This is a genomic window from Nocardioides phosphati (assembly GCF_014646375.1).
GTDB classification, from domain to species: domain Bacteria; phylum Actinomycetota; class Actinomycetes; order Propionibacteriales; family Nocardioidaceae; genus Nocardioides; species Nocardioides phosphati.
Genome location: NZ_BMNI01000001.1, coordinates 265945 through 282618 on the forward strand (window position 1 = coordinate 265945; position 16674 = coordinate 282618).

Annotated in this window: 15 protein-coding genes and 1 pseudogene; 7 read left to right on the top strand and 9 right to left on the bottom strand. The window is 71.5% G+C overall.

The genetic code is table 11. From position 1 onward, the window contains the following. Nucleotides 1-139: 139 nt before the first annotated feature. Entirely contained in the window at nucleotides 140-1129 is a 990-nt protein-coding gene (locus tag IEX47_RS01290; RefSeq protein WP_229662527.1) for a DMT family transporter, read from the bottom strand. A gap of 54 nt (nucleotides 1130-1183) precedes the next feature. Here IEX47_RS01290 and IEX47_RS01295 point away from each other — a divergent pair, with 54 nt between their 5' ends. Both IEX47_RS01295 and IEX47_RS18160 read left to right on the top strand, forming a co-directional pair. Then, a complete protein-coding gene (locus tag IEX47_RS01295) occupies nucleotides 1184-2575 on the top strand; it encodes an NAD(P)H-quinone dehydrogenase (RefSeq protein ID WP_188782114.1) in 1392 nt (463 codons plus the stop codon). Between the two features lie 711 nt (nucleotides 2576-3286). Next, on the top strand, nucleotides 3287-3958 hold the full coding sequence (locus tag IEX47_RS18160) for a SpoIID/LytB domain-containing protein (RefSeq protein ID WP_373289204.1): 672 nt from the start codon (nucleotides 3287-3289) through the stop codon (nucleotides 3956-3958). A 30-nt stretch (nucleotides 3959-3988) separates the two neighbouring features. On the opposite strand, the pseudogene IEX47_RS01305 reads toward IEX47_RS18160, so the two are convergent. The 7 genes and pseudogenes from IEX47_RS01305 to IEX47_RS01335 form a co-directional block, all read right to left on the bottom strand. Continuing rightward, nucleotides 3989-5764: pseudogene (locus IEX47_RS01305) on the bottom strand (acetyl/propionyl/methylcrotonyl-CoA carboxylase subunit alpha); the annotation flags it as partial. A gap of 120 nt (nucleotides 5765-5884) precedes the next feature. Then, entirely contained in the window at nucleotides 5885-7465 is a 1581-nt protein-coding gene (locus IEX47_RS01310; protein ID WP_188782116.1) for an ABC transporter permease, read from the bottom strand. Beyond that, nucleotides 7462-8346: an ABC transporter ATP-binding protein gene (locus tag IEX47_RS01315; RefSeq protein ID WP_188782119.1), complete on the bottom strand. Its 885-nt coding sequence runs from the start codon at nucleotides 8344-8346 to the stop codon at nucleotides 7462-7464. Before IEX47_RS01315 ends, IEX47_RS01310 begins: the two co-directional genes overlap by 4 nt. 51 nt (nucleotides 8347-8397) lie before the next feature. Next, a complete protein-coding gene (locus IEX47_RS01320) occupies nucleotides 8398-8997 on the bottom strand; it encodes a Maf family protein (protein ID WP_229662528.1) in 600 nt (199 codons plus the stop codon). 17 nt (nucleotides 8998-9014) lie between these two features. Next, nucleotides 9015-9602, bottom strand: a complete 588-nt coding sequence (locus IEX47_RS01325; RefSeq protein WP_229662623.1) for a hypothetical protein — start codon at nucleotides 9600-9602, stop codon at nucleotides 9015-9017. A gap of 134 nt (nucleotides 9603-9736) precedes the next feature. Then, nucleotides 9737-9985 (bottom strand): acyl-CoA carboxylase subunit epsilon, encoded by a 249-nt coding sequence (locus IEX47_RS01330; protein ID WP_188782123.1) that lies wholly within the window; start codon nucleotides 9983-9985, stop codon nucleotides 9737-9739. Continuing rightward, nucleotides 9985-11589: an acyl-CoA carboxylase subunit beta gene (locus tag IEX47_RS01335; RefSeq protein ID WP_188782124.1), complete on the bottom strand. Its 1605-nt coding sequence runs from the start codon at nucleotides 11587-11589 to the stop codon at nucleotides 9985-9987. The genes IEX47_RS01330 and IEX47_RS01335 overlap by 1 nt, the downstream gene beginning before the upstream one ends. A gap of 44 nt (nucleotides 11590-11633) precedes the next feature. On the opposite strand from IEX47_RS01335, the gene IEX47_RS01340 reads away from it, so the two are divergent. From IEX47_RS01340 to purE, 4 genes are all read left to right on the top strand, one after another. Beyond that, a complete protein-coding gene (locus tag IEX47_RS01340) occupies nucleotides 11634-12419 on the top strand; it encodes a biotin--[acetyl-CoA-carboxylase] ligase (protein WP_188782126.1) in 786 nt (261 codons plus the stop codon). After that, a complete protein-coding gene (locus IEX47_RS01345) occupies nucleotides 12416-12943 on the top strand; it encodes a PH domain-containing protein (protein ID WP_188782128.1) in 528 nt (175 codons plus the stop codon). Before IEX47_RS01340 ends, IEX47_RS01345 begins: the two co-directional genes overlap by 4 nt. Nucleotides 12944-13041: 98 nt before the next feature. After that, a complete protein-coding gene (locus tag IEX47_RS01350) occupies nucleotides 13042-14145 on the top strand; it encodes a 5-(carboxyamino)imidazole ribonucleotide synthase (protein ID WP_373289205.1) in 1104 nt (367 codons plus the stop codon). A gap of 2 nt (nucleotides 14146-14147) precedes the next feature. Continuing rightward, complete coding sequence (gene purE / locus IEX47_RS01355) at nucleotides 14148-14666, top strand: 5-(carboxyamino)imidazole ribonucleotide mutase (protein ID WP_188782132.1); 519 nt, start codon at nucleotides 14148-14150, stop codon at nucleotides 14664-14666. A 24-nt stretch (nucleotides 14667-14690) separates the two neighbouring features. On the opposite strand, the gene IEX47_RS01360 is transcribed toward purE, so the two are convergent. After that, complete coding sequence (locus IEX47_RS01360; RefSeq protein ID WP_188782134.1) at nucleotides 14691-15362, bottom strand: TetR/AcrR family transcriptional regulator; 672 nt, start codon at nucleotides 15360-15362, stop codon at nucleotides 14691-14693. 112 nt (nucleotides 15363-15474) lie between these two features. Between IEX47_RS01360 and IEX47_RS01365 the strand changes: the two genes are divergently transcribed. Beyond that, nucleotides 15475-16644, top strand: a complete 1170-nt coding sequence (locus tag IEX47_RS01365) for an acyl-CoA dehydrogenase family protein (RefSeq protein ID WP_229662529.1) — start codon at nucleotides 15475-15477, stop codon at nucleotides 16642-16644. Nucleotides 16645-16674: the final 30 nt, after the last annotated feature.

Here is a 16674-nt window from a genome sequence, read left to right on the forward strand (position 1 = left end):
GGGCGGCGTAGTGTGGGTCACAAGGAACAGCGTAGCGGCTTTTGCGTTTTCAAGATACCTAAGTCGGTACGCAAAAAACCTTGCCCGCACGACCTGCGCGCTGTCCTGCACGCGGGCCTCCCGAGCGGGTCCGGCGGCGTCAGGTGGGCTCCTGGCGGGGCCGGAGGCCGAGCGCGAGCAGCACGCCGAGCACGGTCAGCCCGCTCGCGGCGTAGCCCGCCGCGCCCACCGCCTCGTGGTCGATGAGCGCCTCGATCAGCTGTGCGCCGACCACCTGGCCGGCGATCATCGACAGGCCGAGGACGAGGACGCCGTGCACCCGCACGAGCACCGCGGAGAGCCAGATGAACGAGATGCCGATCGCGCCGCCGAGGTAGAGCCACCACGTGCCGGGCAGGCCGTCCAGCCGCCCGTGGAGGAGCAGGCTCAGGCCGAACGCGACGACCAGCGCCACCCAGCCGACGACGAAGTTGTTGAGCGTCGTCACCCACGGGCCGACGTGGCGCGAGACCCGTCCGTTGAGGGCCTGCTGCACCGCCGAGCCCGCGCCGGCGAGGAAGGCGAGCAGGGCGAAGACGACCAGCTGCACCGACACCTCGTCGGCCAGGCGCGAGCCGGTGCCGACCAGCACCGCAGCCACCGCGAACGCCGCCGCCACCGCCCGCGGCGCCGACAGTGCCTGGTGGCCTGCCGGCCCGAAGCCCAGGTGGTCGACGACGAGGGAGCTCGCGGACTGGCCGGCGGTCAGGGCGACGCTGAAGAGCGCCACGCCGATGGTGCCGACGGTGATGCCCTGTGTCGACACCAGGAAGGCGCCCATCAAGCCGCCGGCCAGCTCCGCCGGCCGGATGCTCCCGCTGCGCAGGCTGGTGAGCAGCACGGCCGCGCGGCGGCGCTGACCGGCGGAGGACGCGGTGAGCACGACGAGCACGACCAGCCCGGTGCCGAAGCTGATGACGGCTGCGCCGATGCCCGCCCGCGGGCCCTCGCCGAGCGCCGCGGCCAGCCGGCCGTTGATCTGCGACTGCACCGCCACCGCGCCACCCGCCACGAGCATGAGCGGCACCGCGATGACGCGGAGGAACGTCGAGGGCGCGTGGACCGGGGGAGCGGCGGCATCTGTGGTCACCAAGCGATCCTAGGGGCGGCGCACGAGGGCGGGCAGACCTGAGAGGATGCACGCATGACGCGCGTGGTGATCATCGGTGGCGGTCCTGGTGGCTACGAGTCGGCGCTGGTCGCCGCCCAGCTGGGTGCGGAGGTGACGGTCGTCGACACCGACGGTCTGGGCGGCTCTGCCGTCCTCACCGACTGCGTGCCGTCGAAGACCCTGATCGCGACGGCCGAGGTCATGGCCGAGCTTCCGCGCGCCGCCGAGCTCGGCATCATGCCGCAGGACCACGAGGGCGACGCCGCCGACGCCGTCGCCATCGACCTGGTCCGGATCAACGCGCGCGTGAAGCAGCTCGCTGCCGACCAGTCCGCCGACATCGCCCACCGGCTCCGCTCCGAGGGCGTCACCGTCGTCCACGGCCGTGGCCGGCTCGACGGGCCCGGCCGGGTCGTCGCGACGGCGCCCGACGGCACCGAGACGTCGTACGACGCCGACGCGGTGCTGGTCTCGACGGGCGCGAGCCCGCGCACGCTGCCGACTGCCCAGCCCGACGGCGAGCGGATCCTGACCTGGGAGCAGGTCTACGACCTGCGCGAGACCCCGACGAAGATGATCGTCGTCGGCTCCGGCGTCACGGGTGCCGAGTTCGCCAGCGCCTACAACGCGCTCGGCATCGACGTCACGCTCGTCTCCAGCCGTGACCGGGTCCTGCCCGGGGAGGACGCCGACGCCGCGGAGGTCCTCGAGGAGGTCTTCAAGCGCCGGGGCATGGAGGTGCTCGGCAAGTCGCGCATGCAGTCGGTGCGCCGCGACGGCGACACCGTGACGGTCGAGCTCGAGGACGGCCGCACCGTCACGGGTTCGCACTGCCTCCTGGCGCTCGGGTCGATCCCCAACACGCAGGACCTCGGTCTCGAGGAGGCCGGCGTCGCGGTCGACAAGGGCGGCTTCATCACCGTTGACCGTGTCTCGCGGACCACCGCCCGGGGCGTGTACGCCGCCGGCGACTGCACCGGTGTCTTCATGCTCGCCAGCGTCGCCGCCATGCAGGGCCGGATCGCGATGTGGCACGTGCTCGGCGACGCGGTGGCCCCGCTCGACCTCAGCATCGTGGCCTCCAACGTGTTCACCTCCCCGGAGATCGCGACGGTCGGCGTCAGCCAGAACGCCGTCGACGCCGGTGACGTCAAGGCCGACGGCGTGATGCTCCCGCTCGCCACCAACGCGCGCGCCAAGATGCAGGGCATCCACGACGGCTTCGTGAAGCTCTTCGTCAGCCCCCACTCGCGTCGCGTGCTCGGGGGAGTGGTGGTGGGTCCGCGCGCGAGCGAGCTGATCCACCCGATCGCCCTCGCCGTGACCATGAAGATCACCGCCGACCAGCTGGCCCAGACGTTCACCGTCTACCCGTCGCTCTCCGGCTCGATCGCCGAGGCCGCGCGCCGCCTGCACCAGTCCTGACGGGCCAGTCCTGACGGGCCAGTCCGGACCGGCCCGGACGGGCCACTAATTCCAGCCCTGTAGTTCGCCGAAGGCGGTTTACAGGGACGGCTGCGCCCCCGCATGCTGGATTCTCATGCTTCCCAACAGTCACACCAGTCACGGAGATCCTCGATGCGCCGCGGTGCCCTCGGTCTGACCACGGCCGTCCTGTCCAGCCTCCTCGTGGGCGCGCTCCCGCTCGCCTCCCCGGCGTCGGCGGCCACCACCACGACGTACACCATGCCCGCGACGGGGATGGTGACCCTCGCGGGCCACGGCTGGGGCCACGGCCACGGCATGTCGCAGTACGGCGCGCAGGGCGCCGCGCTGCAGGGCCAGACCTGGCAGCAGATCACCGCGTTCTACTACCCGGGCACCGCGCAGGCGAAGCTCTTCCGTGCCGTGCGGGTCAAGATCACGGCCGACACGAGCGACGACGTGCTGGTCGCGCCGCGGCCCGGCCTCACGGTGACCGACACCGGCACCAACGAGACCCGCACGCTCCCCGAGAACGGCGCCGACCGCTGGCGCCTGGTGGTGACCTCGACCAACGGCACCGGGGTCGACTACCGCCTCGACGGCGTCTGGAAGCGGTGGTGGACCTTCGCGGCCGACGGCTCCTTCTTCGCCGGCGGCCAGCCGATCCGCCTCTACTACGCGGGCACCAGCCACCAGTTCCGCGGCCGGCTCATGGGCGCACGCCCGAGCCCCACCTCGACCACGCGCGACACCGTCAACCGGCTCCGCCTGGAGAACTACCTCCGTGGCGTCGTCCCCTCCGAGATGCCGTCGTCGTGGGATCCCGACGCCGTGGCGGCGCAGGCCGTCGCCGCCCGCACGTACGCCGCGTGGGACCTCGCCACCCCGTCCGGCGCGACCAGCTACGACATCTGCGACACGACCCAGTGCCAGGTCTACGGCGGCTATGACCGCGAGGCCGCGGCCAGCAACGCCGCGATCGACGCGACCGCGGGCGTGATCCTGACCTACAACGGGCAGCCCGCGTTCACGCAGTTCTCCTCGAGCAGCGGCGGCAGGACGGCCGCTGACTACTACGGCAAGCCCTATCTGCCGGCCAAGGCCGACGCGTACGACGGCTGGAAGCGGGCCGACGGCACCTACGGCAACCCCAACCACGACTGGTCGGCCCAGTTCGACGTGGCCTCCGTCGAGAAGCGGACCGGCATCGTCTACCTGGCCAAGGCGAGCGTCATCACGACGGACGGCTACCACGTCTCGAAGATCGTCTTCATCGGCACGGGCGGCAAGCAGGTCACCGTCTATGGCGACACGTTCCGCAGCTGGTTCGGCCTCAAGTCGACGTACTTCGCGATCACGGGGCGACCCACCACGACCGCCTGACGGCTCCCGACAACGGCGAAGGGCGCCCCCCTCGTCGAGGTGGGCNCCCTGGGTGACGGTGACGCCGACCTCGGCGTCGAGTCCGGTCACGGTGCCGGCCTTGTGGGCCTTGAGCGGCTGCTCCATCTTCATCGCCTCGAGGACCACGATGACGTCGCCCTCGGCGACATCCTGGCCCTCCTCGACGGCGATCTTGACGATGGTGCCCTGCATCGGGGAGGCGACGGCGTCACCGGAGACGGCGGCGCCGGCCTTCTTGCGCGCGGCCTTCGGCTTCTTCGCACCGGCGGCACCGCCACCGGTCGAGAGGCCACCGAGACCGGCGGGGATGACGACCTCGACGCGCTTGCCGCCGACCTCGACGACGACCTTCTGCCGCTCGCCCTGCTCCTCGGCCTCGCCCGCCTCGCCGGCGTACGGCGTGATGGTGTTGTTGAACTCGGTCTCGATCCACGTGGTGTAGACGTCGAAGGAGCCCTCGCCGCTCGGGTTGGACGCACCGACCCAGGCCGGGTCGTTGACGATGACCTCGTCGAAGGTGAGCGCGGTCGGCATCCCGTCGACCTCGAACTCCGCGATGGCACGACGCGAGCGCTCGATGGCCTGGGTGCGGTCCTTGCCGGTGACGATCAGCTTGGCGACCAGGGAGTCGAACGCGCCCGGGATCGTCTCGCCGACCTCGTAGCCACCGTCGATGCGGATGCCCGGGCCCTGCGGCGGGTTCCACTTGGTGAGGGTGCCCGGCGCCGGCATGAAGTTGTTGCCGCCGTCCTCGGCGTTGATGCGGAACTCGATGGAGTGGCCGCGGACCTCGGGGTCGTCGTAGCCGAGCTCCTCGCCCGCGGCGATGCGGAACATCTCGCGGACCAGGTCGATGCCGGTGACCTCCTCGGAGACACAGTGCTCGACCTGGAGGCGGGTGTTGACCTCGAGGAAGGAGATCGTGCCGTCGGCGGCGACCAGGAACTCACACGTGCCCGCGCCGACGTAGCCGGCCTCGCGCAGGATCGCCTTGGACGACTCGTAGAGGCGCTGGTTCTGCTCGTCGGTGAGGAACGGCGCGGGCGCCTCCTCGACCAGCTTCTGGTGGCGACGCTGCAGCGAGCAGTCGCGGGTGGACACGACCACGACGTTGCCGTGCTTGTCGGCCAGGCACTGGGTCTCGACGTGGCGCGGCTTGTCGAGGAACTTCTCGACCAGGCACTCGCCGCGGCCGAAGGCGGAGATCGCCTCGCGGGTCGCGGACTCGAACAGCTCGGGGATCTCCTCCAGGGTGCGGGCGACCTTGAGGCCGCGACCGCCACCACCGAAGACCGCCTTGATGGCGACCGGCAGGCCGTGCTCCTTGGCGAACGCGACGATCTCGTCAGCGTCCTTGACCGCGTCCTTGAGGCCGGGCGCCAGCGGGGCACCGGCCGCCAGCGCGATCTGCTTGGCCTTGGCCTTGTCGCCCAGGCCCTCGATCGCGTCCGGCGACGGACCGATCCAGATCAGCCCGGCGTCGATGACGGCCTGGGCGAAGTTGGCGTTCTCGGCGAGGAAGCCATAGCCGGGGTGGACCGAGTCGGCGCCCGACTCCTTCGCCACGGCGATGATCTTCTCGATCACAAGGTACGAGTCCGCGGGCGTCGAACCGTTGAGCGAGTAGGCCTCGTCGGCCAGGCGCACGAACAGCGCATCCCGGTCCGGCTCGGCGTACACGGCCACGGAGCCGATGCCGGCGTCCTTGCAGGCGCGGATGACGCGGACGGCGATCTCACCACGGTTGGCGATGAGGACCTTCTGCAGAGGCTTGATCTCGGGCACGGCACACTCCTGTTTCCATGTCGGGCTCGTCGGGAGTCTAGGGGTACATCAGGTCCCCGCGCGCCCCTCGTCGGTGTGTGGACTGCCACTCGACGAAGTGGAACTCAGTACCGCGAAGGCTCAGCCGGGTGTGATGTCCCGTCGACGGTAGAGGGCGGCGCCCAGCGCCACCAGTGCCGCGACCAGGACCAGCAGGACGGCCAGCGGCGCGACCTCGAGGTCACCCCCGGGCAGCGGCGGCACGTGCCGGTACGGCGAGAGCTCCTGCATCCAGTCGGGCAGCCGCATCAGGGGCCCGAACTCGCCGAGGACGACCACGCCGACCAGGGCGGCCCAGGCCCAGGTGGCGGCGCGCGCCGACGCGGCGTACAGCAGGAGGGCGAGGGCGGCCATCGTCCAGGCCGCGGGGATCCGCACGAGCGAGGCCCCGGCGACGCTGACGAGCTGGCCGGGATCGTCGGTGGCGAGAGCGCGGGCGAGCCCGGCCGCGGCGCCGAGCATCACGATGAGGAGTGCGGAGCCGAGGAGGGCGACGCCGAGGTGGGCGAGGGCCCACGGCACCCGCCCGGTGGGCGTCGCGAGCACCTCCTCGGCACGACCGTGTGCCTCCTCGCCCGCCAGCCTCACGATGAGGCTGATGGCGAAGGCGGCAGCGATCACGGCCGTGAAGTCGAGCTCGGTGGCCAGGAACGCGTCGATGAGCCGGTCCGTGCCGCCGAGGGCACGGATCATCTCCGCGGCGGCGGAGGACCCCTTGAGGAACTGCGGCACGCTCGAGGCGATCGAGCCGAGCAGGAAGCCGAGGACGACGAAGCCGACCGCCCAGCCGGCCAGCGCCATGCGGTGCAGCCGCCACGCGAGGGACAACGGACCGGTCGGGCCGCCGTGTGCGGGGCCGGGCCGGTCGGCGAGCAGGCCGGCGCCCAGGTCGCGTCGCTGCTCCACGAGGACGGCGGCGCCGGTCACCACGGCTGCTGCGAGCAGGGCGAAGGCCGCGGGCCACCACCGGTCGCCGGCGTACGCGCGCATCTGCTGGGACCAGCCGACGGGGGAGGCCCAGGTCAGCCACGATGGCCCGCTCGTGTCACCCGTCGCCCGCAGGACGTACGCCGCGAGGAGCGCGGTCACCGCGATCCCGCGGCTGGCGCGGGCCGCGGTCGCCAGCTGCGCCGCGAACGCTCCGACGGCGACGAAGACGAGCCCGCACGCCGCCCAGGCGGCCCCGAGGGTGAGCGACCCGGCGAGGGGCAGGCCCGCGGCTGCGAGCGCGACCGCGCTCAACCCGCTGACCGCGAGCACGCCGATCGCCGCCGTGCCCACGCCGGCGGCGAGCGCCGCGTGGCGTCCGACCGCGCCGGCGGCGGCGAGCTCGGTCCGGCCGACCTCCTCGTCCGCGCGGGTGTGGCGGATGACCAGGAGCAGCCCGAGCAGCCCGACGAGCGCTGCGCCCATGGCGTTCATCTTCATCATCCCGATCGCGCCGAGCGAGGTGACGTCGTACACCGGGCCGTAGAGGGCGACGAGGGCCGGTGTCGCGTTGACCGCGTGGCCGGCCGCCGCGAGCTGGACCGGGTCCGCGTAGAGCGTCGCGGTGGCGGCCGCGCTGCCGAAGGAGACGACGACGAAGACGGCGACCCACGCCGGGATCAGGACCCGGTCGCGGCGCAGTGCCATCCGCAGCAGGAGCACCCAGCCGTTCACTTCTGGTCCCCGTAGTGCCGCAGGAAGAGCTGCTCCAGCGTCGGCGGCTGGCTGACGAGTGAGGCGATGCCCACCGTGCCGAGCCGGGCCAGGAGAGCGCCCAGGGCAGGAGTCGGCACGAGGCAGCGCACGCGGAACCCTTCGACGTCGAGGTCGCGCAGGTCGAGGCCGGCGAGGTCCGGGACCGGGCCGGTGAGGGTGGCGTCGACGGAGGTCTCGGTCAGGTGCCGCAGCTCGGCGAGGCTTCCCGTCTCGACCGTGCGGCCCTTGCCGATGATGCTCACCCGGTCGCACAGCGCCTCGACCTCGCTGAGGATGTGGCTGCTCAGCAGCACGGTCCGCCCGCGGCTGCGCTCCTCCTGGACGCATTCGCGGAAGAGCTCCTCCATGAGCGGGTCCAGCCCGCTCGTGGGCTCGTCGAGGATGAGCAGCTCGGCATCGCTGGCCAGCGCGGCGACGAGGGCGACCTTCTGGCGGTTGCCCTTGGAGTAGGCGCGCGCCCGCTTGGTCGGATCGAGCTCGAACTTGTGGATGAGCTTGTCGCGGCGGCTCGGGTCCACGCCGCCCCGCAGGCGGCCGAGCAGGTCGATGACCTCGCCGCCGGTGAGCTGCGGCCACAGGTTCACGTCGCCGGGGACGTAGGCCAGCCGGCGGTGCAGCTCCGTCGCGTCACGCCACGGGTCCCCGCCCAGCAGCCGCACCCGGCCGGAGTTGGCGCGGAGCAGCCCGAGCAGGACCCGGATGGTGGTCGACTTCCCGGAGCCGTTGGGGCCCAGGAAGCCGTGCACCTCACCGGTGCGCACGGTGAGGTCGAGCTCGTCGAGAGCCCGGAACGCCCCGAACTGCTTGACCAGCCCGTCGATCTCGATCGCGTTCGTCATGCCTCCACTATGTGCGCCGTCCGGCCGCGTGGGGCAGGGACTTTGGTCGGGTCAGCCCCGGGCCCAGAAGTCCGTCCACGAGCGGCCGAGGTCGCCGAGCAGCGTGCGCACGAGCGGCAGCGAGACGCCGACCACGTTGTGGTGGCAGCCCTCGATGCCGGTCACGAAGGCGCCGCCCAGGCCGTCGACGGTGAAGGCGCCCGCGACGTGGAGCGGCTCGCCCGTCGCGACGTACGCCGCGATCTCGGCGTCGCTGACGTCGGCGAAGTGGACGGTGGTGGCAGCAGTGGCCGAGACGGTGCGGCCGGTGGCGGTGTCGTGCAGCGCGTGGCCCGTGACCAGCACGCCGCTGCGGCCGCGCATCGCCTGCCAGCGCCGGGTCGCCTCCTCGGGCGTGCCCGGCTTGCCGAGCGCCTCGCCGTCGAGCTCGAGGACGGAGTCGCAGCCCAGGACGACGGCGTCGGACGGCAGGTCCTCGCGCTCGACGACCGCCGCGCACTTGAGCTCCGCGAGGCGCAGCGCGAGCTCGACCGGCGGCAGGCCGTCGAGCTGGTCCTCGTCGACGCCGCTGACGATCACCTGCGGGTCGAGACCGGCCTTGCGGAGGGTGGCGAGGCGGGCGGGGGACTGGGAGGCGAGCACGAAGGTCACGCGCCAGACCTTAAGCGTCAGCCCTCTGTGTCGAGCGAGCGGAGGTGGCGCAGCAGCGCGCGGCCCCGGGGCGAGAGCCGGTAGCCGGGCCGGAGGCTCTCGGTGAGCCCGAGCTCCTTGAGCCGGCGGATGTCGGCCTTGAACGGCAGCTTCTCTCGGCCGATGCTCGCCGCGATCTCCTCGGCCAGGGTCGACGGTCGCGCCTCGATCAGCTCCAGGTGCTGGCGGGTCCAGGGGCCACGCCTGCTCCGTGTGTCCATCGCGGCCAGCGCCGCCACGAGCTCGTCGCGCTGCTTCGGCGTGAGCCTCGCCCTCTCGCGCAGGGCCACCCGGGCGTCCTCGCCCGCGTAGGAGAGGCGGATCCGGTAGACGTCGCCCTCCTTGCGGCTGAGCACGTCGCGGATCCGCTCCAGCGGCTGGCCCGCGCGGCGCGCCTCGTCCTCGGTGATCGCGTCGAGCGCGACGACGTCGACGGCCTCGAAGCGGACGACGCCGCCCGGCGTACGTTGCGTACCGCCGGGGACGTGCATGCGGCGGGTCCAGCGCCGGAAGGCGAGGTCGAGCTCGCCGGAGACCAGGCCGTCCATCAGCGCCCGCGGGATCATCACGCGCACCAGTCTCGCCCAGACGGCAGGTGTTGCGCGGAAATGCGCCGAGACGGCAGATGTGGGGCACAGGTGTGCACCCAGATCTGCCGTCTCGTCACGCAACGTGTGCCGTCTCGGCACAAAGGGGTGGATCAGCGGGGGAGGGCCGAGGCCTTCCAGCCGCCGAAACCGTGCGGGAGCGTACGACGCGCGCGTCGCGCGGGCGAGGCCCACTCGGAGGGACGCTTCTTCACCGGAGCGTCGCCACCGGAGCCCATGGCCGCGAAGACCGCGGTGATGACCGCGATCTCCTCGGGCGTGGCGTGGGGGGAGATGACGCGGAGGAGCGGCTTCTGCTCCTCCGCGACCTCCACGGTCTCGGTCTCGGTCGACTCGGCCATCAGAGCGGGATGTTCCCGTGCTTCTTCGGCAGCTGCTCGACGCGCTTGCCCTTGAGCAGACGCAGCGCCTTGACGATCTCGGCGCGGGTCTCGTGGGGGCGGATGACGCCGTCGATGTAGCCACGCTCGGCCGCGATGTACGGGTTGGCCAGCGTGGTCTCGTACTCGTCGATGAGCTCGGCGCGCTTGGTCTCCACGTCGCCACCGGCGGCAGCCAGGTCGGAGAGCGTGCGGCGGTGGATGATGTTCGCCGCGCCCTGGGCACCCATGACCGCGATCTGGCCGGTGGGCCACGACAGGTTGATGTCGCCGCCGAGGTGCTTCGAGCCCATGACGTCGTACGCGCCGCCGTACGCCTTGCGGGTGATGATCGTGACGAGCGGGACCGTCGCCTCGCAGTAGGCGTAGAGGAGCTTCGCGCCACGGCGGATGATGCCGGTGTGCTCCTGGTCGGTGCCGGGGAGGAAGCCCGGGACGTCGACGAGGGTGATGACCGGGACGTTGAAGGCGTCGCAGGTGCGGACGAAGCGCGCGGCCTTCTCGGAGGCGTCGATGTCCAGGCAGCCGGCGAACTGCATCGGCTGGTTGGCGACGATGCCGACCGGCGACCCCTCGACGCGGCCGAAGCCGACGATCAGGTTGGGAGCGAAGAGCTCCTGGACCTCGAGGAAGTCCTGGTCGTCGAGGATCGTCTCGATGACCTCGTGCATGTCGTACGGCTGGTTCGCGCCGTCGGGGATGATCGTGTCGAGCTTGAGGTCGAGCTCGTTGGGCTCGAGGTCGGCCGGCGCGTCGTAGACCGGGAGCTCGTCGAGGTTGTTCTGCGGGAGGTGGTCCAGCAGCGACTTGACGTACTCGATCGCGTCCTCCTCGTCGGCGGCCATGTGGTGGGCCGAGCCGGACTTGGAGTTGTGCGCGCGGGCACCGCCGAGGTCCTCCATCGAGATGTCCTCGCCGGTGACCGTCTTGATGACGTCGGGACCGGTGATGAACATCGCGGAGGTCTGGTCGACCATCACGACGAAGTCGGTGAGGGCCGGCGAGTAGACGTGGCCGCCGGCGCAGTTGCCCATGATCAGCGAGATCTGCGGGATGACGCCCGAGGCGCGGGTGTTGCGCTTGAAGATCTCGCCGTAGAGGCCGAGGGAGACGACACCCTCCTGGATGCGGGCACCCGCACCCTCGTTGATGCCGACGATCGGGGAGCCGGTCTTGATCGCGAGGTCCATGACCTTGACGATCTTCTCGCCGTAGACCTCGCCCAGCGAGCCACCGAAGACGGTGAAGTCCTGCGAGAAGGCGCAGACCTGGCGCCCGTTGACGGTGCCGTAGCCGGTGACGACGCCGTCGCCGTAGGGCCGGGTCTTCTCGAGGCCGAACGCCGTCGAGCGGTGACGGGCGAACTCGTCGAGCTCGACGAAGGAGCCCTCGTCGAAGAGGAGCTCGAGACGCTCGCGGGCGGTCTTGCGGCCCTTGGCGTGCTGCTTCTCCTGCGCCTTGGCGGCGGGAGCGTGCACGGCCTCGTCGGTACGACGCTCGAGGTCGGCGAGCTTGCCGGCGGTGGTGTGAAGGTCGATCTCGGGAGTCGACTCGAGTGCGCTCATGGGGGTCTGGCCTCCTGTTGGTGTGCTGCGCCAATGTAGTGCCCATGAACTCCACCGACGAGTCCCGCCCGCCACTTGACCCCCGTCGACTTCCTCACACTGTCGAGGTCGTCGAGGAGGCGGGATCGACCAACGCGCTCGTCGCGGCCCGCGCCCGTGAGGGGGCGGAGGCCGGCCTCGTGATCGTCGCCGAGCACCAGACGTCCGGTCGCGGCCGCCTCGATCGCTCGTGGGAGGTGCCGCCACGGGCCGCCCTCACCTTCTCGATGCTGGTCCGCCCGTCGGTCGAGCCCGCCTCGTGGCCGTGGCTGCCGCTGCTGACCGGCTACGCCGTGCACGCCGCCCTCGACGACCGCGCCGACGGGATCGGCCTGAAGTGGCCCAACGACATCGTGGTCGACGACCCGCGCGGGCCCCGCAAGCTCGCCGGCATCCTCGTGGAGCGCGTCGACACCCCGACCGGTCCGGCTGCCGTCCTGGGCATCGGCATCAACGTCCACCAGAGCTCCTCCGAGCTCCCGATCGAGGCGGCCACCTCGCTCGAGCAGCTGGTCGAGGGAGTGCCCGACCGCACCGAGGTGCTCGCCACCGTCCTCGCCTCGCTCGAGACGTTGCTCCCGCTGATCGACGACACCGACGCGCTGCGCCGCGCGTACGCCGGGGAGTGCGTGACGCTGGGCAGGGAGGTACGCGTCGACGTGCCGGCCGGCGACCCGCTGACCGGCACCGCGGTCGACATCGACGCCGGCGGGCGGCTCGTCGTCGACACCGGTTCGGGCGAGGTGCCCGTCGGCGCCGGCGACGTCATCCACGTCCGGGCCCAGGCGTGAGCACCTTCCCGGCTCGCCTGCTGAACGACGGCGAGCGGGTCGTCGTCACCACCCGCACGCACGTGAAGGCGCTGTTCTGGCCGGCGGTCCTCGTCGGCCTGGCGCTGGTCCTGGTCGTCTGGTCGCTCGTGTTCGACGGCGAGGGGGACACCGGGGCCGGCGGCTCGGTCCTGGGGTGGGTCGCGCGGGCTCTCGCCGTGCTCGCCGTCATCGCGGCGCTCCCGCCGTTCCTGAGGTGGTGGACGACGACGTACACGTTCACGAACCGGCGCTTCATCAAGCGCTCGGGCCTGATCGCGAAGGAGGGCCGCACGATCCCGCTCAACCGGATCAGCGGCGTGGACTTCGAGATCGGCGTCCTCGACCGGCTCTTCCGCTGCGGCACGCTGATCGTCAGCGACGCCAGCACCGGCGGTCGCGTGGAGCTGAGCGACATCCCGAGGGTCGAGGAGGTCCAGCTCCAGGTCGCCGCCGAGCTGCACCGGCTGAGCCAGCACGGTGAGGGCGCCGATGACGGCACCTGAGCAGCGGTCGGTGGGGGTGGCCACACCCCGATAAGGTTGCCCGCGTGTCCGACGCGCCTCCCACCCTCGCGATCATCGGCGGCGGCCAGCTCGCCCGGATGATGGCGGCCCCCGCTCTCAACATGGGCCTCCCGCTCCGCCTCCTTGCCGAGGCGGAGGGCGTCAGTGCCGCGCAGGTGATCCCCGACCACACCGTCGGGGACTACCGCGACCTCGACACGCTGCTCGCGGTGACCGAGGGCTGCTCCGTCGTCACCTTCGACCACGAGCACGTCCCGACCGAGCACCTCCACGCGCTCGAGGCCGCGGGCCACTCGCCGCGGCCCGGCCCCGACGCACTCCTCTACGCCCAGGACAAGGGCGAGATGCGGGCGAAGCTCACCGAGCTCGGCGTCCCGTGCCCGCGCCACGCGATCGTGGAGTCGGTCGCCGACGTCGAGGCGTTCGGCTTCCCCTGCGTCCTCAAGACCACCCGGGGCGGCTACGACGGCAAGGGCGTCTGGGTGGTCCGCTCTGCCGACGACTGCACCGAGCCGTTCGCCACGGCGGAGAAGGCCGGCGTGCGGATCCTCGCCGAGGAGCTCGTCGACTTCCGCCGCGAGCTCTCCGCCCTCATCGCGCGGTCGCCGAGCGGCCAGGCCGCGGCGTACCCGGTGGTGCAGACGACGCAGCGCGACGGCATCTGCCACGAGGTGATCGCGCCCGCGCCCGACCTCAGCGCGGAGCTCGCGACCCAGGCCCAGCAGGCCGCACTGCGCGTCGCGAAGGAGCTCGAGGTCACCGGCGTGATGGCGATGGAGCTCTTCGAGACCACCGACGGCCGGATCCTCGTCAACGAGCTCGCGATGCGCCCGCACAACACCGGCCACTGGAGCCAGGACGGCGCCGTGACCAGCCAGTTCGAGCAGCACCTGCGCGCGGTCATGGACCTGCCCCTCGGCTCGCCCGAGCCGCGCCAGCCGTGGACCGTGATGGTCAACATCCTCGGCGGCGACCCCGAGGCCGGCCACCTGTACGACGGCTACCCGCACGCCTTCGCGCGCGACCCGAAGCTCCGCGTCCACCTCTACGGCAAGGAGATCCGTCCGGGCCGCAAGGTGGGCCACGTCAACACCTACGGCGATGACCTCGAGGACTGCCTGGAGCGGGCGCGGCACGCCGCCGCCTGGTTCGACGGCAGCCTCGGCAACGAGAGCGAGTGAGCATGAGCAACCCCCTGGTCGGCATCGTCATGGGCTCCGACAGCGACTGGCCCACGATGCAGGCGGCCGCCGACGTCCTCACCGAGTTCGGCGTCCCGTGGGAGGCCGACGTCGTCTCCGCCCACCGCATGCCGGTCGAGATGGTCGACTACGGCAAGGGCGCTGCGGGGCGTGGCCTCAAGGCGATCATCGCCGGCGCCGGGGGAGCGGCCCACCTGCCCGGCATGCTCGCGTCGCTGACGCCGCTGCCCGTGATCGGTGTGCCGGTCCCGCTGAAGTACCTCGACGGCATGGACTCCCTGCTCTCGATCGTCCAGATGCCCGCCGGCATCCCGGTCGCCACGGTCGCCATCGGCAACGCCAAGAACGCCGGCATCCTCGCCGCGCGCATCCTCGGCACCTCCGACGCCGCGCTGCAGGAGAAGCTCGAGGCGTACGCCGCGGAGCTGTCCGAGCAGGCGCACGCCAAGGGCAAGGTCGTGCGCGACCACGCCGCCGGAAAGCCGCGGCTCGGCTTCTGACCCGGTCCTGACCCGCGCCTCGCCTCAGGTGAGGCGGGTGAAGTTGCCGTGCTCGTCGACGGCGATGCCGTGCTCGGCGAGCAGGTTCTGCACGACCAGGCCGACCTGGCGCGCGAGCCGGTCCACGAGGGCGTCGCGCTCCTCGTCCTGGTGGCGCACCCACCAGACGATGCTGGTGTCGACCATGCCCTTGAGGCCGGCGAAGAGCGCGTCGAGCGGCACGCCCTCGTAGCCCGACTTCTTCAGGTGCGCCTCGGCGGACTCGACGATCTGGCCGAGGAAGTGGCTGCGCCCTGCGCGGCCGCGCTGCAGGTCACGGGCCTGGCTGCGGCCCATCAGGAAGAGGAAGAGCCCGGGGTTCTCCTCGGCCCACAGCACGGCCTGGGCGATCGGCTCGCGCGCCCAGTCGACCGCGTCGCGGGCCTCGAGGGCCGGGAGGACGCGGGCCTTGAGCGACCCCGCGGCGTACCGGGCGACCTCGTGGAGGAGCTCCTCCTTGCTGGAGAAGTGCCGGTAGACGTGCGGACGCGCCACGCCGGCGATCTCGGCGATCTGGCTCGTGGCAGCGTCGGGGCCGCTCTGCTCGATCGCCACGGCCGCGGCCTGGACGATCCGGTCGCGCACCGGTGCGCGGTGGCCCTGGCGGCTGCTCGCACGCCGGGCCGCCGTGGTGTCTTCCCACTTCTGCGCCGTCATGGAACGAGAACCTACACCGGGGACACGGTGTACCACTTACCTCGGTTTCATGCGATGATCGTGCCGTCGGGGTACACGGTGTACCCACTCCCTAGCTCTAAAGGACGGACCCATGGCTCGCCCCGTGTCCCGCTGGATGGACGAGGACCTCAAGGACTTCCGCGACCTCGCGCGCACCTTCTGCGAGAAGGAGATCAAGCCGAACGTCGAGAACTACATCGCCAACAAGCAGGTCGACCGCGACCTGTGGAACAAGGCCGGCGCGCTCGGCCTGCTGTGCACCTCCATCAAGGAGGAGAACGGCGGCGGTGGCGGCACGTTCGCGCACGAGGCGATCCTCATCGAGGAGCAGGCGTACGCCGGCGACTCGTCGTGGGGTGCGTCGCTGCACTCCGGCATCGTGGCCCACTACATCGAGGCCTACGGCTCGGACGCCATCAAGGCCGAGTGGCTGCCGAAGCTCGCCTCCGGCGAGGCCGTGGCCGCGATCGCGATGACCGAGCCCGGCACCGGCTCGGACCTCCAGAACGTGAAGACGAAGGCGCTGAAGGACGGCGACGACTACGTCATCAACGGCTCCAAGACCTTCATCACCAACGGCGCCCAGGCGGACGTCGTCGTGGTGGTCGCGAAGACGAACCCGGAGGAGGCCGCGTCCGGCATCTCCCTGATCGTCGTCCCGACCTCGACCCCCGGCTTCGGCCGAGGTCGCGTGCTCGACAAGATCGGCATGAAGGGCCAGGACACCTCCGAGCTCTTCTTCGAGGACTGCCGCGTGCCGCAGGCCAACCTGCTGGGCGCCGAAGAGGGCCAGGGCTTCATCCAGCTGATGATGCAGCTCCCGCAGGAGCGCCTGATCGTCGCGACGTCCAACGTCGCCGCGATGGAGGCCCTGCTCGACCTGACGCTCGAGTACACCGAGAACCGCCAGGCCTTCGGCAAGGCGATCGGCAAGTTCCAGAACACCAAGTTCAAGCTGGCCGAGATCGCCACTGAGGCCCGCGTCGCGCGCGCCTTCCTCGACGAGTGCATCGAGCGCCACATCAAGGGCGAGCTCGACATCGAGTCGGCCGCGATGGTCAAGCTCTGGTGCTCCGAGCGGGCCCAGAAGGTCGCCGACATGTGCCTCCAGCTGCACGGCGGCTACGGCTACATGAACGAGTACCCCGTCGCCCGCGCCTGGGCCGACCTGCGCATCTCGCAGATCTACGCGGGCACCTCGGAGATCATGAAGGAGATCATCTCCCGCTTCCTGAAGTCGGGTGACGTGATCCCGCGCTGATCATGCGCGAGCCTGGGGGCCGGTCACCGT

Bases quoted from the DNA above. Each gene is read 5' to 3' on its own strand.
- IEX47_RS01365 (WP_229662529.1), top strand. From the start codon at position 15,475: ATGGCTCGCCCCGTGTCCCGCTGGATGGACGAGGACCTCAAGGACTTC.
- IEX47_RS01325 (WP_229662623.1), bottom strand. From the start codon at position 9,602: ATGATCCCGCGGGCGCTGATGGACGGCCTGGTCTCCGGCGAGCTCGAC.
- IEX47_RS01330 (WP_188782123.1), bottom strand. From the start codon at position 9,985: ATGGCCGAGTCGACCGAGACCGAGACCGTGGAGGTCGCGGAGGAGCAG.
- IEX47_RS01315 (WP_188782119.1), bottom strand. From the start codon at position 8,346: ATGACGAACGCGATCGAGATCGACGGGCTGGTCAAGCAGTTCGGGGCG.
- IEX47_RS01295 (WP_188782114.1), top strand. From the start codon at position 1,184: ATGACGCGCGTGGTGATCATCGGTGGCGGTCCTGGTGGCTACGAGTCG.
- IEX47_RS01335 (WP_188782124.1), bottom strand. From the start codon at position 11,589: ATGAGCGCACTCGAGTCGACTCCCGAGATCGACCTTCACACCACCGCC.
- purE (WP_188782132.1), top strand. From the start codon at position 14,148: ATGAGCAACCCCCTGGTCGGCATCGTCATGGGCTCCGACAGCGACTGG.
- IEX47_RS18160 (WP_373289204.1), top strand. From the start codon at position 3,287: ATGGGCGCACGCCCGAGCCCCACCTCGACCACGCGCGACACCGTCAAC.
- IEX47_RS01360 (WP_188782134.1), bottom strand. From the start codon at position 15,362: ATGACGGCGCAGAAGTGGGAAGACACCACGGCGGCCCGGCGTGCGAGC.
- IEX47_RS01340 (WP_188782126.1), top strand. From the start codon at position 11,634: ATGAACTCCACCGACGAGTCCCGCCCGCCACTTGACCCCCGTCGACTT.
- IEX47_RS01350 (WP_373289205.1), top strand. From the start codon at position 13,042: ATGATGGCGGCCCCCGCTCTCAACATGGGCCTCCCGCTCCGCCTCCTT.